Below are 14,239 nucleotides of genomic sequence, written 5' to 3' on the forward strand. Positions count from 1 at the left end.
GCCAGCCGCGACCCCATAAACATAAAGAGTGCTCTGTTTGTTTGGCTCAAGGGCTGGTAAAGGGTCACTCATGGACCGATCAAGCCATGTGGGGCAATGGCTTCCGGATCGAGGGGGTTTCGTGTGTGAGTGGAGGGGCTGTTCGGTGCACTGGACACCCTTGAAGGCCCGTGCGTAACCTGGTGCGTGTCCTAACCAAGAGAGTGCTCTGTTTATTTAGCAAGGAGGTCCAGTGGCGCAGCCTCAGCAGGAGCGTGCCGTGCGGACGAGGGCGGCTCTCATCAAGGCGGCCGCCGAGGAGTTCGACCTCGCGGGGTATGCCGGCACGAGCACCACGAAGATCATCAAGCGGGCCGGGTCCACCATGGGAGCCCTGTACTTCCACTTCGGCTCCAAGGAGGGCGTGGCCAAGGCCGTCATGGCCGAACAGGCCGCCGACCTGCCGGAGCGGGTCGGCCGCAGCGGACTCCAGCGGCTCGTCGACCTCACCCTCGAACTGGCCCAGGAGCTGCGGAGCAACGTACTGCTGCGGGCCGGTGTGCGGCTGGCCGTCGAGCAGGGCGCCTTCGGCATCCAGGACGACACCGCCTACCAGCTGTGGATCACCCGGTTCAAGGAGGAGCTGATCGTCGCCGACGCGCTCGGCGAGCTGCGCGAGGGCGTGGACCCCGCCGGGTTCGCCCGCGTGCTGGTGGCCGCCTACAGCGGAACCCAGCTGCTGTCCCGGATCAGCACCGGCCACGAGGACCTCCGGGAGAGGATCGTCGAACTGTGGCGGTACTTCCTGCCCGCGATCGCCACGCCCGAGGTGATCGGCAAGCTCGACTTCGGGATGCGGGGACCGGAGGCGGCGCAGTGACCTCGGACGGTGCACCGGCCCCGGACGGCGGGGTGAGGCCCTGGACCGTCGCGGTGACCGGCTCCACGGGCTTCATCGGCTCCGCGGTGGTGCGCCGGCTGGCCGTCTGCACGGCTCCCGGCGGCGGGCCGCTGCGGGTGCGTGCGCTGGCCCGCGGCGCGAGTGCCGAAGCGGCGGGCGGCGGCACGGTGGAGCGGGTCCGGGCCGACGTCACTGACGCGGCGTCACTGCGCGCCGCGTTCAAGGGCGTCGACGCCGTCGTGCATGCCGTCTCCTACGTCGGAGGCGATGCCAGGCAGGCATGGTCGGTGAACCTGGAGGGAACCACCGCCGTCATGGCGGCCGCCCGGGAGGCCGGTGTCGACCGGATCGTCCACTTCTCCACGGCCGCCGTCTACGGCGCCGGCCCGCACCACGGGATCGACGTCGACGGGGTCGACGCGGAGCCCGTGTCCGAGGCCAGCCGCAGCCGCCTCGCCGCAGAAGGGCCGGCCCTGGCGGCCGGTGCGCTCGTGCTGCGGCCGGGTCTGGTGCTCGGCGAGGGGGACCGCTGGGTGGGTCCGGCCTTCGCCGAACTCACCCGGCGCGTTCCGCCCGAGTGGGACGGTGGCGCGGGGCTGCTGTCCCTCGTGGACGTGGACGACCTGGCGCGGCTGGCCGCGGCCGCAGTCACCGTGGGCACGCCGGTGCGGGGGGTGCATCACGCCGCTCATCCCGTCCCGGTGGCCAGCGGTCGCCTCAGACGGGTCCTGGCCGAACTCGGTCTCGCCGAGCCCGCGCGCGGCCACGCCGACTGGGCGCGGTGCACCGCGCTGCTCGCGAAGACGCAAGGGCAGTGGGGGCAACGGCAGTTGGAGCTGCTGGGCCGGGACCACTACTACCGCAGCGACCTCATCTGGGAACTGCTGGCCACCGACCCGGGTCCGGGCCCGCTCAAGCGACTGGGTGCCCCCTAGGGCGGACCCGGGCGCAAGGGAGACCCCCTCAGGCCCCCCTGCCTCGGTGAGGCAGGGGGGCCTGTTCTCGGTTCTGGTTCCGCGTCGTGCGGCCGATGGCGGAGTGGCTCATTCCGCCTGCTTGCGAAGCAGTGGCGACTGTCAGAATAATATAGAGAGATCTCTTTTCTTTACGTCCGGGTCCGGCCGCGGCGCCGACCGCGGGGCGGCCGGTCGGCCTCGGAACTTTGGAGGATGAATGGCAGTGCAGGCCAGGGCGGAGCGCACGCGCGAAGCTCTTATCAGGGCCGCGGCCGATGTCGTGGACGACAAGGGCTACAACGGGGCCACCCTGGTCGCGATCAGCAGGTCCGCGCGGGTCTCCATGGGGGCACTGACCTTCCATTTCGCCAGCAAGAGCGAACTTGCCGAAGCCGTGGTCGAACGCGCCGCGACCGTCGCCGGCAAGCAGACCGCGTCCGCCGCGGGGCAGACGTCCCCGCTGCGGGCCGTCGGGGCTCTGCTGCAGGCGCTCGCCCGGCTCCTGGACGAGGATGTCGTCGTGCGTGCCGCCTCGCTGCTGGCGCGGGAGCGGCCGGACATCGTCCCGGCCTGGCACTCCTCCTGGATGCCGATGTTGTCCCAGTTGCTGGACGAGGCGGAAGCGGCGGGGGAGTTGCGGCACGGTGTCCGGCCGTCCGCGGTGGCGGGGCTGGTGATGTACCTGCTCACCGCTGTCGAGGTGCATCCGCGCACCGCGCCGGGGCAGGAGCGGTTCAGGGGTGCGGCGGGCGCCATGTCGCGCCTGTGGCCCTTCGTGTGTCACGGCATCGCCGCGACCGCCCCCTAAAGCAAAGAGAGCACTCTTTTTTCTTTGCCATCTGTGTACTCGATCGGGCTCGATCGGGCTGGAAAAAAAGAGAGCTCTCTATATTCTTCTGGTGTAGGGCCTACTCGGCCAGGAGACCGTACGGGGGAGAGCGAGGACCCGGTGAGGGATACAGAGACAGCAGCGACAGCGCAGTCGGCGCAGACGGATGTCTGCAGGATGCTCGCACGAGAAGTGCACGACCGGATCGGCAGCGGACTGGCGCTGGCACTGCGCCGTCTGGACATGCTGGAGACCACGGCGGCGGGGTCCGACCCGGACGCCGCCGCCCGTCTGCAGCAGGTACGGGCGGCCGTGGTGGACGTGCTGTGCGCGACCCGTCAGGTGACCTCGGCGCTGCGGGACTCGCCGCCGGCGGTCACTCCCTTCTCGATCGAGGACGCACTGCGCGGCTTCGTGCAGGCCATGGAGATCAGCGAGCCGATCGTGGACCTGCGGGTCGACGGCGTGGACGGGCTGCTGCCGGCCGCCGTCGCGGACGCCGTGTTCCTCGCGGTCCGCGAGGCGATGCGCAACGCCGTGGCCCACGCGCACGCACGGCACGTCGCCGTCCACATCACCTGGGACGCCGAAGAACTGCACGCCTCGGTGGCCGACGACGGGGACGGCTTCGACCCCGCCAGGGCCGCCGAACACGGTTCGACCAACGGACTGCTCGGCATGCAGGAGCGGATCCAGGCAGCCGGCGGTGTCACCACGGTCACCAGCGCACCCAGGCGCGGCACCCGGATCACGCTCTGGGTTCCGGTCAAGGAGAGGAACACCCGCCATGTCTGACACCCCGACCCGCATACTCGTGGCCGACGATCACACCCTCCTGCGCGAGGCGATGGTCGAACTCCTGCAGAGCGAGCCCGACATCGAGGTGGTCGCGGAGGTCGGCGACGCCCGCGCGGCCGTGCGGGCCGCCGCGGAGCTGCGGCCCGACGTCGCCCTGATCGACGTGCAGATGCCGTACAACGAGGACCCGGGAGCCACCGTGCGCCGGCTTCTGGAGCGCCGGCCGGGGCTGCGGATCATCGTCCTGAGCATGGACGACCATCCGGCGCTCGTCCGCCGGCTGCTCGCGCTCGGGGTGCGCGGTTATCTCCACAAGAGCGCCAGCCGCCAGTCCCTGCTCGCGGCCATCCGGGAGCGGCCCGGCAGCGGGCGCACCGTGGTCACGGTGTCGATGCCGCCGCTCGCCGCCGCCGAAGGAGCCGACCGGCGGGCCGCCGTGATCTCCGAACGTGAGACGGAGGTGCTCACCCTGGTCGCCGAGGCTCTGAGCAACCGGCAGATCGGCGCCCGCCTCGGTATCACCGAGGGCACCGTCAAGCGCCATCTGAGGAAGATCTTCGACAAGCTCGACGCGGTCTCCCGGCTCGACGCTGTGAACAAGGCGGCCGCACTCCAGCTCATCCGTCCGCACAGCAAACACTCCCTGCCGATGGCCGGGTGACTCTTCGACACACTGCGTGCTGCGGCCCCTGCCGGTTGTGAGGCGGGGGCCGTCGGTGTCCGCCGGTGGGGCGAAGTCCCGTGCGGCCCTTGCCCGTTGCCGGCAAGGGCCGTTTGCGTGTCGCTGTCGACCTGTGCGGCGTGAGGGTGCCGGCGGGGCCGGGCCACGGCCCGGGGGCGTGGGCGATGTGAGGGGTCGTCGGGTGGCGAGCCGGCGGCGCTTCGGGGTGGTGCGGGTCAGGCGGGGCCGGTGGTGGGCAGGGGTGCCTGGCGGGCTTGGGCGAGGGTGGTTCGGACCGTGGTGGGGGTCGGGTCGGTCAGGACGGTGTGGAGGTGGCCGTCGGGGCGGACGATCGCCGCGACCGGGTGGCGGCCGAGTGCCGTGGCCAGCGGGCCCTGAGGGCGGCTGGGGGCCTCGACCACCTCGGCCTCGTCGCCGACGGCCGCGCCGATCGCCGCGCAGGTCCTGCGCCAGTCGGCCGGCCTGGTGCGGCCGGCGTGCAGCAGTACGGCGTACGAGCGGCCGGTGATCCGGGTCCAGGGCGCCCCGGTGCGGACCGGTTCCTCGCCGAGCAGGAGGGGCAGCCGGTCCCCGGGGACGGCCTTCGGCCCTCCGAGGGAGATCCTCCGTGCGGTCGGGCCGCGGTAGCCCGACGTGAGCTGGCCGATGGCCGGCGCCAGGGTCCGCTGCAGGACACCGGTGCGGCCCGCGGCCCGTACCGCCGTGTCCCGCAGCGCGAGTTGGGCGGGCCTGGTCAGCGCTCCCCAGCGGGTCTGCAGGGAGGTGGACCGGGTCACCGTGTGCACCGCTGGGCGCCGCTCGGCGTCGTAACTGTCGAGAATCGCCTCGTCGAGGGTGCCGCGCAGGACGCCCGCCAGCTTCCAGCCCAGGTTCGCGGCGTCCAGCAGGCCCGTGTTCATGCCCTGCCCGCCCGCGGGACTCATGAGGTGGGCGGCGTCGCCCGCGAGGAAGGCCCGGCCGCGGCGGAAGCTCGGCGCGCTGCGGACGTGGACCTGGAAGACCGTGCTGAACCGCAGCTCCCCCACAGCGACGCCACCGGGCGCGCGGTCGGACACCACCTGCTGGAAGAACGCGCGGGTGGGCGTGGTGCCGGCCATCTCGGGCGGCACCGCGACGGCGATGCGGTGGACGCCGGGGGAGACCGGGGCGAGCCCGAGGCCGCCCTGTGCCGTGTAGCAGTAGCTCACCAGGTCCGCCGGTATCTCTCCGGACAGCTCGGCGTCGGTGATGGCGAAGTTGATCGGCAGTTTGGACCCCTCGAAGCCGAGGCCCAGCTCCTTGCGCACCGTGCTGTGCGCGCCGTCGGCGCCGACGACCCAGTCCGCCTCGACCTCCTCCGTGAGGCCGCCGGGCAGGGCGAGCAGTGCCCGGGCGCACGGCCCGGTGGCGTCCAGCGTCTCAAGCCGCACCCCGCGCTCGACCTTGCCGCCGAGCTCCGACAGGCGCTGCTCCAGCAGTTCCTCGGTGCGGTCCTGGGGCAGGCCGACGGCGAAGGGGTACGGGGTGTCCTCCAGGCGGTTCAGCCAGGCCGTCGCGAGATGACGGCGGTCCGAGTAGTACGCCACGCCCTGGATGCGGTGCCCGCTGTCGACCAGGCGGTCCGCGACGCCGATCCTGCGCAGGAGTTCGAGCGGGCGTGGCCAGACGGTGGTGGCCCGGGAGTGGGCCGAGTGGTCGCGTTCGGCGTCGACGATCCGGACGGGGACGCCCTGACCGAGCAGTTCACAGGCGATCACCAGGCCGATGGGCCCGGCGCCGACCACCAGCACGGGGTTGACCTTGGACATGTGCGCTCTCCCAGCATTTCGGATACTCGCACCGGCCGATGGGCGCGGGCAATTCCGGACGCTAGCTCTGCCGTGCCGGATAAAGTGCGGATATTGTCCGAACGTGCCTCCGTCAGGAAACGAAAGTAACACTCTGACCTGGGCGGACGCTCAGGCGTGCCTCTAAGGAAACACGCACCGGACCACAAGGGGAATATACGGACCCGGTTCCCGTTCCCTAGCGTGGAATTGCCATGGACACCGGCAGTTTTCCTGGAGGAAGAGAATCATGAGGGATCCGTCCCCGAACACGTCCCGCAATCCCGTCGTAAGTCTCGTCACCGTCGTGCTCGCATCGCTGTTGCTGCCGATCTCGCTGACCGGCGCGTCCGTGGCCATACCCGGTGTCGCCGCCGACTTCCACAGCAGCCTGGCCGCCGACGAGTGGATCGTGAACGGCTACGACCTGACCTTCGCGGGCTTCATGCTCGCCTCCGGCGCGTTCGCCGACCGGTTCGGACGCCGCAAGGTCTTCGTCCTGGGCACCGCCGTCTTCACGCTCTGCTCGCTGGTCTCCGCGCTGGCCGGCAACATCGCGCTGCTGGACGCCTCGCGGGTCGTCGCCGGTGTCGGCGCGGCCGCCGTGCTGACGTCCGGCAGCGCCACGCTCGCCCAGGTCTTCGACGGGCCCGCGCGGGCGAAGGCGTTCGGCGTCTTCGGCACCACCGTGGGCGTGGGCATGGCCTTCGGGCCGTTCATCGCCGGCACCCTGTCCACCAACTTCGGCTGGCGGTCCGTCTTCCTGGTCCCGGCGATCGCGGGCGCGCTGGTGCTCGTCCTCGCGACCCGGCTGCCGGAGTCCCGCGACCCGCAGGCGGGCCGCGTCGACTGGGCCGGCACCATCACCTTCAGCGGGGCGCTGACCGCGCTGATCGCCGCCCTGATCGAGGGCTCCGCGCTCGGCTGGACCTCCGCCTTCAACGTGGCCATGTACGTCGCCTGCGCCGTGCTCTTCACCCTGTTCGTCGTGGTGGAGAAGCGGCAGGAGCGGCCGATGTTCGACCTGGGCCTGTTCCGGCAGCCGCAGTTCGTGTCGCTGTGCGTCGGCGTGGTGGCCCTGGTCCTGGCCTTCACCCCGCTGCTGGTCTACCTGCCCAGCTACCTCACCGCCGTCAACGGCCAGACCACGATGCACGCCGGCGTCGACATGCTGATGCTCACCGTGCCGACCATCTTCTTCCCGCTGATCACCGGATACCTGCTGCGCTGGATCCCGGTACGGCACATGGTCACCGCCTCGGTGGGCCTGACCGCGATCGGCACGGCGTGGCTGACGGTGGTGCACCCCGGCATCGGCAACTGGGCCGCGCTGGGTCCGTACGCGGTGATCGGCATCGGGATCGGCGTCTCCTTCGGCGTGATGGACGGCGCGGCCGTCTCCAGCGTCGAGCCGGAGCGGGCGGGGATGGCCGCCGGCATGTTCAACACCATGCGGCTGGCGGGCGAGGCCACCGGCATCGCCGTGGTCGGCTCACTGCTCGTCAACTTCACCCGGGTGGAACTCGGCAACAAGCTCGACGCCTTCGGCGGCCCGTACGGCGGTAAGCCGGGCGAGCTGGCCAACGCGCTGAACCAGGGGCAGCTGTCCGGGCCGGAGTCCACCGTGCCGGCGAGCGCTCGCACCGCCTTCCACCAGATCGCCACGTCGGCCTACACCGGCGGTCTGCACACCGCGCTGTGGATCATGGCGGGTTTCTGCGCCGTCGCGACCGTGCTCGTCGCGGCCGTCGGCGCCAAGTCCCGTCAGACGGCGGCACCCGTGGCCGAGGCCGCGCCGCAGGCCGAGCCGGACAAGGTCGCGGCCTGACGCACCGACAGGTTGCCGGGGCGGTTGCCGGGACAGCCGGCCGCCCCGGCAACCGCCTGTCCCCACACATCTGACACACCCGCAGAAAGACGAACGAGGGAGAACATCATGAGCGAGCTGACCGTCGAACGAGTCCGTGAGGCCTTCGGGGCCCTGGCGTCCGGAGACCGCCGGGCCATGCTGGAGTACTGGGACGAGGACGTCACCTTCGAGATACCCGGCAACCACGCGCACGCCGGCCGGCACGAGGGGCTGGACAGCTTCCTCGGGTTCCTCAAGACCGTGGGCGAGCTGTCCGGGGGCACCTACACCGCCGAGAACGTGACCATCATGGTCAACGCCGAGGACGGGTACTCGGTCGACGTCAACACCAACCGGGCGCTGCGGGCGGGAGCGCCCTCGGACAGCACCTCGCCGTACGACCTGCTCGACGTGACGGCGCTGCACTTCCTGCGCTGGCGGGACGGCCGCATCGTGGAGGGCCGCGGGGTCATCCTCGGCGACGGCGGCTCGACCTCGGCCCTGTGGTGGTCCCCGATCAACCAGGACGGCTCCCGCCGCGGGATCTGACCCCCGCTCGCATACGACTTCGGGCCCTTCCCCAGGTGGGAAGGGCCCGAAGGCGTATGCACGCAGGACCGGTTCAGATGCCGCCGCCCACCGTGGTCAGTCCGCCGTCGACGACCAGGGTCTGGCCGGTCACCCAGGAGGCGTCGTCCGAGGCCAGGTACGCGACCGCCGCCGCGATGTCCTCGGGGGTGCCGAGGCGTCGTAGCGCGTACTCCGCGGTGAGCTGCTGCTCGCGGTCCTCGTAGAGCTTCGACGCGAAGCGGGTCTTCACCACGGCGGGAGCCACCGAGTTGACACGGATGTGCGGGCCGAGCTCCTGGCCCAGCTGCTCGGTGAGGTGGATCAGCGCGGCCTTGCTGGCGCCGTAGACGCCGATCCCGGTCGCGGGCTTCAGCCCGGCCACGGCCGTCATGTTCACCACGCTGCCGCCGTGCTCGCCCATCCACGCCTCGCGGGCGCGGCGCAGCCAGCCCAGCGCCGCCAGCACATTGACGTCGAACACCTTGCGCCAGGCGGACTCCGTCAGATCGAGGACCGGGCCGAACACCGGGTTGATGCCCGTGTTGTTGACCAGGACGTCCAGCCGCCCGAAGGCCGCCAGCGTCCGCTCGACGGCCTCGGCCCGGTGGGCGTCGTCGTCCGCCTTGCCGGCCACGGCCACGGCGTGGCGGGGACCGCCGAGGCGCTCGACGGCCTCCGCCAGCGGTCCGGCCGAGCGGGCGGTGACGCAGACTCGGGCGCCCTCGGCGACCAGGCGCTCGGCGACGGCGTACCCGATGCCCCGGCTCGCCCCGGTGACCAGGGCGACCCGGCCTCGGAAACGAGTGGGGGAGACAGCTGTGCTCACGATGGTGCCCTCCAGGGACTGCGACGTGGGTGGTGACTTGGGTGGTGACATGGGTTGCGAACAGACGGGCGACGACCGCGCGGCAGTGGCCGGCGGTCGTCGTCGTGAGGCGCGGGGAGGGAGGCGGCCGGCCGCGGCCGCCCGGGCGGGGGATGGACGGGCGGTGGCGCGTTTCCGGAAGCAGAACCGGGTGCCGGGTCCTGATGAGCAGAACCGGGTCCCGGGTCTTGACGCCTCCCCTCCCCGCGCTCTGCCGATGCTATGAATACATGCGCTGACCTGGCCATTCCCTCTTCGAGGAGGGGCTCTGTGCCTCCGAAGCGGCACGGGGTGCGGCCGGTCTGTCGTGGCGCTGAGGTCACAGGGCCAGATAGCCCCCGTCCACGGGCACGGCCGCTCCGGTGACATACGAGCCGGCGTCCGAGGCGAGCAGCAGCAGCACCCCGTTCAGTTCGCTGAGCCGGCCGGCCCGGCGCATCGGGGTCCGGCGCTCCACCCAGGCCCGCCCCTTGTCGCTGCCGAGCATCGACTCGGTCATCTCCGACCAGAACCAGCCCGGGCACACCGCGTTGACGCGGACGCCCCGCGCGCTCCACTCGGCGGCCAGCTCCCGGGTCAGGTTCACCACCCCGCCCTTCGAGGCGGTGTACGCGGCCTGCGGAAGGCTGCCGCTGGCCACCAGCCCGTAGATGGAGGCGATGTTGACGACGGAGCCCCGGCCGCGCTCCAGCATGCCCACGCCGACCGCCTGGCTCAGCGCGAACACCGCCGTCAGGTTCAGCGCCACGATGGAGCTGAAGCTCTCCACGGTCTGCGTCTCCGCGGGCACGGTCTCGGACAGCCCCGCGTTGTTGACCAGGATGTCGATCGGGCCGAGTTCCCCGGTGACCGTGCGCACCAGGCGCTCGCGGTCGTCGGCCGAGGTCACGTCGCACGGCACGGCGAGCGAGCCGGGCAGCTCGGCGGCGAGCTCCTTCAACGGGCCCTCGCGGCGCGCGGCCAGGGCCACCCTGGCGCCCGCCGCGGTGAGCAGCCGGGCCACATGCGCGCCGATGCCGCTGGAGGCGCCGGTGACCACGGCCACCCGGCCGTCCAGCCGGAACAGCGCGGTCGGATCCTCGGCGGGGGCCGTCGGCACCTCGACGGGGGCGGTCGGGTTCGTCACGGGCGGTTCACCTCCACGATCGCGGCGGACCAGGTGAACCCGGCGCCGGCACTGAGCAGGACGAGCAGGTCTCCGGGGCGTACGTCGTCCCGGTCGAGCAGGTCGGACAGGTTGGCGACGGTGTCGCCGGCCCCCAAGTGGCCGGTGTCCGCGCCCAGTTGGACGATCGGTGCGGCGCACACCTCGCGGAACGCGGGCTCGTACGCCTCGGCCATGACGTGCCGGGCGAGCCGGGGCAGCGCTGCCGCGCGCAGCCGCTCGTCGTCCGCGGTGACCCCGGCGTCGCGCAGGGCCCGCGCCACGACGGAGGTGACCGCGTCGTGCGCGATGGGGCCGAACGGCAGCGTCGGGTTGGCCGTGAGGAACTCCTTCTTGGCGAGCTTCGGCAGCAGCGTCTTGGAGCCGCTGGTGGGGGCCGGGCTGAAGGGTGCGTCGCCGCGGTGCATGCCCTCCAGGACCGGGGCCGCCACGGTCGTCGCCGACAGCAGGCGCACGGAGCGGCCGTGCGGGGCCCGGTCGACCAGGACCGAGGTGGCGCCGTCGCCGTAGCAGACCCCGTAGTCGCCGCCCCAGCGGTCGAAGCCGGGCTGCGGGAAACAGTCGGCGGTGGTCACCAGGGCGGGGCCGGCCGCGGGGGCGGCGAGCAGCCGGCAGGCGGCCTGCACGATCGCGGCCGACCCGCCGTTGCACATCTGCTGGATGCCGACGGGCTCCGCGGCCACCGCGCCGACCTGCCGGGCGAGGTAGTGGGCCGGGGACCAGAACTCGTGGCCCTGGTGGTACGTCCACGCGTGCAGCAGTTGGCCGATCCGTTCAGGTGGAACACCGGACGACTCAAGGGACCTGGCGGCGGCGAGCGCGGCGAGCCGGACCGGCGCGAGGGTGCTGGTACGCAGTGCCGTATAGGCGTACCGCTCGGCGTTCTCCTGGTCGATCAGCAGGCCGGCGACCGCGTCCGACACCGGCTGGGCGTGCTCGCCGAGGACGTGGACGGGGGCGTTCAGATGGACGGGTGCGTCAAACCGCATGACCGGCTCCGGTGGTGTCGGCCGCTGCCAGCCGGACCCGCATCCGGGCGACGGTCTCGTCCTGCTGGACGAAGGCGGTCTCGGTCCGCAGGCCGCCGGCCACCGGGTCGGGCACGCGCCGGGTGACGACGGTGATGTCGCTGTCCAGCTCCGCGAAGCGCAGGTACTCGGCGTCCATGTACTGCGGGTAGCACCCGGCCGGGGACGGGCCCTGCCCGTCGGCGGCGAGCAGCAGCGCGGCCTGCCGGGCGGCCTCCATCATCACCGGTCCCGGCACATGGTCCTGGGCGTGCTCGAACATGCTGGGATGCGCGGTCGGCACCCGCAGTCGCGCGCTTACGGCGCCGTCCGTGACGTCGGCGTTCTCCAGGACCACGTTCTCCGCCTGCTCGCGGCCCACCAGACGGGGCGGCGGGGCGGCGCCGTCGGTGCGTACGGGCATGGCACTGGACATCGGCGGCGGTGTGGCGCGATGGCTCATGCGCAGCTTCTCGTACACGGCGTCGGGGCGCTGCGCGGTGTCGACGGTGACGACGCCCACCTGACGCCCGCCGGCCATGACCCGCACCTTGTGCACCACGCGGGAGATGGCGTCCTGGTAGTTCCTGGCGAGTTTCACGCTGCCGAGCAGGAGCAGGTCCAGCGCGCCGCGGTCCCTGAGCGGGCCGGGGTCGGTGATCTCCAGGGAGGCGGTCGCGGTGATGGACTTGGTGTCGTGGCCCGCGTCGTGCTGCAGGTGCATCGCGCACAGCAGCATCTGGCGCACGCTCTCGAACACCGCGAGCGGGTCGTGCATCGCCGGCCGGGCGGTGTGGTCGCCGTAGTAGAAGTGGCGCGGCGGGAGTTGGGCCGCCGCCCGGAAGGTGTTCTCGTCGACGGACTGGAAGTCGGTGAGGAACACCTCGGAGATCGCCGAACGGTGCACCAGCCGGCGGGACAGCGTGCGCTGGGTGGACAGGATCTGGGCCGCTTCGGCGGCCTGGACCGGCTCGACCTGGCTCAGTACGGACATGACGGGCTCCTGTGCGGTGCGTCGGGGACGGGTGGCGGGGCTCAGACGGCGACCGGGGCGGCCGTGTCGAGGAGGCGGGAGACCTGGTGGGCGGCCTGGTCGGCGTCGTGGAAGTGCACGGCCTGCCAGCCGACGGCGATCGCACCCGCCACGTTCTTCTCCAGGTCGTCCACGAGCACGCACTGGTGCGGTTCGAGCCCGGCCCGCTTCGCGGCCAGTTCGAAGATCGCGGGCTCGGGCTTGCGGCTGCCCACGGCGTGCGAGAGGACGATGTCGTCGAAGTGCGAGTCGTCGATCATGAAACGGCGGTGGCGGTCCCACGACGGCGGCAGGTTGGAGAGCAGTCCGACGAACGCGCCCCGGGCCCGGAACGTCTCCAGATGCGCCGCCCAGGCCTGGTTGGCGGGGCGACCGGCGAACCAGCGGTCGCCGAAGTGCTGCAGGTCGGCGACGATCCCGAAGGTGCCGCCGAGGACGTCCTCCAGTTCGTCGGACCAGGTCGCCTCGTCGATCAGCGGGATGTCGATGGCGCCCATCGAGTCGGTGCCGTACTTCTCCCCGACCAGGCGCATCGACTCCTTCAGTGCCCACAGCGGGACGCCGACGCGGTCCGCGAACTCGTTGAAGGTGACGCCGACCGGCGGGGTGAGCACACCGCCGAAGTCGGTCCATACGGCCAGGGGGGAGGAGGCGGGGGTGGGGTCGGTGAGGCTCATGAAGGGTCCTTGAGGTGAGTGGGGTGGGCGGCAGAGGGCGGGTCCGGGTCACATGCGGTACAGGAGCCCGCCGTAGTACCAGCCGGAGCCGACCGCCGTGGACAGCACCAGGTCGCCGCTCCTGACGACGCCCTTCTCGGCGTACTCGGACAGGGCGATCGGGATCGAGGCACAGCCCGTGTTGCCGCGCTCGGCGAAGTTGGTGAGGAACCTGGCCGGCTCCAGGTCGAGGCCGTCGCGTACGCCGGCGTGGATGGCGTTGTTGCCGGGGTGCGGGACGAGCCAGTCGATGTCGGAGGTCTTGAGGTCGTTGCGGGTGAGCAGGTTGTCGGCGACCTTCAGGCTGGAGCGCACCGCCAGGTCGATGAGCTCCGGCTTCGGGCGCAGGAAGCCCTCGGGGGCGCGGGCGGCGACGGTGTCGGCCTCGGCGGCGTCGCAGTCCAGGACCGAGTCGATCAGACCGCTCGGGTCGTCCGGGTCGCCCTTCTCCAGAACCACCGCGCCGGCCGCGTCCCCGAAGACCAGTTGGCCGCGGGTGCCGGGGCGGGCGCGGCGGGTGAAGCGGTCTGCCGCCACCACGATGGCGCGCTTCCAGCCGGGGTGGGCGGTGAGCATCGAGGCGGCGGTCTGGACGCCGTGTACGAAGCCGGTGCAGGCGCCGCAGACGTCGAAGGCGAGGGCGCCGTGCGCGCCGAGGGCCGCGGCTACGCCGGGGGCTATCTCCGGTATCCACTGGCGGTCGGTCCAGTTGGCGAGGACGACGAGGTCGAGGTCGCCGGGGTCGCGGTCGGCGTTGGTCAGTGCGGAGTTCGCGGCCTGGACCGCCATGAACTCCACGGTCTCGTCCTCGTCGGCGACGTGGAGGGCGCGGACGCCGAGTTCCTGCGCGGTCTTTGGGGGGTAGGTGCGGCCGTCGAGGGTGACTTCGCCGTCGTGGGTGCGGTGGGTTCGGGGGTAGTAGTGGCCGAGGCCGGTGAACTTGAGGGTGGAGTTGGTCCAGGTGCGGGCTTCTGCGCGGCGGTGCATTTTGCTGGCTCCTCGTGTGGTGGGTGGTTTCAGGGGGTGCCACGGGATGTTGTGGGGTTGGTGCGGGTTCGATGTGGCTTGTCGCGCCCCGCGGCGA

At 71.9% G+C, this 14,239-nt stretch carries 14 protein-coding genes; 7 read left to right on the forward strand and 7 right to left on the reverse strand.

Annotated elements, in window-relative coordinates; translation table 11 throughout:
* Positions 1 to 232 precede the first annotated feature (232 nt).
* The 5 genes from LJ657_RS32220 to LJ657_RS32240 all read left to right on the forward strand — a co-directional run bounded on the left by LJ657_RS32220 (position 233) and on the right by LJ657_RS32240 (position 4,124).
* A complete protein-coding gene (locus LJ657_RS32220; protein WP_232652426.1) occupies positions 233 to 859 on the forward strand; it encodes a ScbR family autoregulator-binding transcription factor in 627 nt (208 codons plus the stop codon).
* Entirely contained in the window at positions 856 to 1,815 is a 960-nt protein-coding gene (locus LJ657_RS32225) for an NAD-dependent epimerase/dehydratase family protein (RefSeq protein WP_232652427.1), read from the forward strand. The genes LJ657_RS32220 and LJ657_RS32225 overlap by 4 nt, the downstream gene beginning before the upstream one ends.
* Before the next feature lie 238 nt (positions 1,816 to 2,053).
* Complete coding sequence (locus LJ657_RS32230) at positions 2,054 to 2,644, forward strand: TetR family transcriptional regulator (RefSeq protein ID WP_232652428.1); 591 nt, start codon at positions 2,054 to 2,056, stop codon at positions 2,642 to 2,644.
* A gap of 198 nt (positions 2,645 to 2,842) precedes the next feature.
* Complete coding sequence (locus LJ657_RS32235) at positions 2,843 to 3,460, forward strand: sensor histidine kinase (protein ID WP_232652429.1); 618 nt, start codon at positions 2,843 to 2,845, stop codon at positions 3,458 to 3,460.
* Positions 3,453 to 4,124 carry a response regulator gene (locus tag LJ657_RS32240; RefSeq protein WP_232652430.1) on the forward strand — a complete coding sequence of 224 codons (672 nt, stop codon included), beginning with the start codon at positions 3,453 to 3,455 and terminating at the stop codon, positions 4,122 to 4,124. The genes LJ657_RS32235 and LJ657_RS32240 overlap by 8 nt, the downstream gene beginning before the upstream one ends.
* A gap of 236 nt (positions 4,125 to 4,360) precedes the next feature.
* Here LJ657_RS32240 and LJ657_RS32245 read toward each other — a convergent pair whose 3' ends face one another.
* Positions 4,361 to 5,932 carry an FAD-dependent monooxygenase gene (locus LJ657_RS32245; protein WP_232652431.1) on the reverse strand — a complete coding sequence of 524 codons (1,572 nt, stop codon included), beginning with the start codon at positions 5,930 to 5,932 and terminating at the stop codon, positions 4,361 to 4,363.
* A gap of 268 nt (positions 5,933 to 6,200) precedes the next feature.
* Here LJ657_RS32245 and LJ657_RS32250 point away from each other — a divergent pair, with 268 nt between their 5' ends.
* Together LJ657_RS32250 and LJ657_RS32255 are read left to right on the forward strand one after the other, a co-directional pair.
* A complete protein-coding gene (locus LJ657_RS32250) occupies positions 6,201 to 7,778 on the forward strand; it encodes an MFS transporter (RefSeq protein WP_232652432.1) in 1,578 nt (525 codons plus the stop codon).
* A gap of 108 nt (positions 7,779 to 7,886) precedes the next feature.
* A complete protein-coding gene (locus LJ657_RS32255; RefSeq protein WP_232652433.1) occupies positions 7,887 to 8,348 on the forward strand; it encodes a nuclear transport factor 2 family protein in 462 nt (153 codons plus the stop codon).
* 73 nt (positions 8,349 to 8,421) lie between these two features.
* Here the strand turns inward: LJ657_RS32255 and LJ657_RS32260 are convergent, their stop codons facing one another.
* From LJ657_RS32260 to LJ657_RS32285, 6 genes are all read right to left on the reverse strand, one after another.
* Positions 8,422 to 9,195: an SDR family oxidoreductase gene (locus tag LJ657_RS32260; RefSeq protein WP_232652434.1), complete on the reverse strand. Its 774-nt coding sequence runs from the start codon at positions 9,193 to 9,195 to the stop codon at positions 8,422 to 8,424.
* A 358-nt stretch (positions 9,196 to 9,553) separates the two neighbouring features.
* On the reverse strand, positions 9,554 to 10,360 hold the full coding sequence (locus tag LJ657_RS32265) for an SDR family NAD(P)-dependent oxidoreductase (RefSeq protein WP_232652435.1): 807 nt from the start codon (positions 10,358 to 10,360) through the stop codon (positions 9,554 to 9,556).
* Entirely contained in the window at positions 10,357 to 11,388 is a 1,032-nt protein-coding gene (locus LJ657_RS32270) for a 3-oxoacyl-[acyl-carrier-protein] synthase III C-terminal domain-containing protein (RefSeq protein WP_232652436.1), read from the reverse strand. The genes LJ657_RS32265 and LJ657_RS32270 overlap by 4 nt, the downstream gene beginning before the upstream one ends.
* On the reverse strand, positions 11,378 to 12,400 hold the full coding sequence (locus LJ657_RS32275) for an AfsA-related hotdog domain-containing protein (protein ID WP_232652437.1): 1,023 nt from the start codon (positions 12,398 to 12,400) through the stop codon (positions 11,378 to 11,380). The genes LJ657_RS32270 and LJ657_RS32275 overlap by 11 nt, the downstream gene beginning before the upstream one ends.
* 41 nt (positions 12,401 to 12,441) lie before the next feature.
* The gene (locus LJ657_RS32280; protein ID WP_232652438.1) at positions 12,442 to 13,116 is read right to left on the reverse strand and encodes an HAD-IA family hydrolase; all 675 of its coding nucleotides are present in this window, start codon (positions 13,114 to 13,116) and stop codon (positions 12,442 to 12,444) included.
* 48 nt (positions 13,117 to 13,164) lie between these two features.
* Entirely contained in the window at positions 13,165 to 14,142 is a 978-nt protein-coding gene (locus LJ657_RS32285) for a ketoacyl-ACP synthase III (RefSeq protein WP_232652439.1), read from the reverse strand.
* Positions 14,143 to 14,239: the final 97 nt, after the last annotated feature.

It is taken from the genome of Streptomyces guryensis (assembly GCF_021261325.1).
Classification (GTDB): Bacteria; Actinomycetota; Actinomycetes; order Streptomycetales; family Streptomycetaceae; genus Streptomyces; species Streptomyces guryensis.

Bases quoted from the DNA above. Each gene is read 5' to 3' on its own strand.
- LJ657_RS32280 (WP_232652438.1), bottom strand. From the start codon at position 13,116: ATGAGCCTCACCGACCCCACCCCCGCCTCCTCCCCCCTGGCCGTATGG.
- LJ657_RS32270 (WP_232652436.1), bottom strand. From the start codon at position 11,388: ATGCGGTTTGACGCACCCGTCCATCTGAACGCCCCCGTCCACGTCCTC.
- LJ657_RS32275 (WP_232652437.1), bottom strand. From the start codon at position 12,400: ATGTCCGTACTGAGCCAGGTCGAGCCGGTCCAGGCCGCCGAAGCGGCC.
- LJ657_RS32235 (WP_232652429.1), top strand. From the start codon at position 2,843: ATGCTCGCACGAGAAGTGCACGACCGGATCGGCAGCGGACTGGCGCTG.
- LJ657_RS32240 (WP_232652430.1), top strand. From the start codon at position 3,453: ATGTCTGACACCCCGACCCGCATACTCGTGGCCGACGATCACACCCTC.
- LJ657_RS32255 (WP_232652433.1), top strand. From the start codon at position 7,887: ATGAGCGAGCTGACCGTCGAACGAGTCCGTGAGGCCTTCGGGGCCCTG.
- LJ657_RS32230 (WP_232652428.1), top strand. From the start codon at position 2,054: ATGGCAGTGCAGGCCAGGGCGGAGCGCACGCGCGAAGCTCTTATCAGG.
- LJ657_RS32245 (WP_232652431.1), bottom strand. From the start codon at position 5,932: ATGTCCAAGGTCAACCCCGTGCTGGTGGTCGGCGCCGGGCCCATCGGC.
- LJ657_RS32250 (WP_232652432.1), top strand. From the start codon at position 6,201: ATGAGGGATCCGTCCCCGAACACGTCCCGCAATCCCGTCGTAAGTCTC.
- LJ657_RS32285 (WP_232652439.1), bottom strand. From the start codon at position 14,142: ATGCACCGCCGCGCAGAAGCCCGCACCTGGACCAACTCCACCCTCAAG.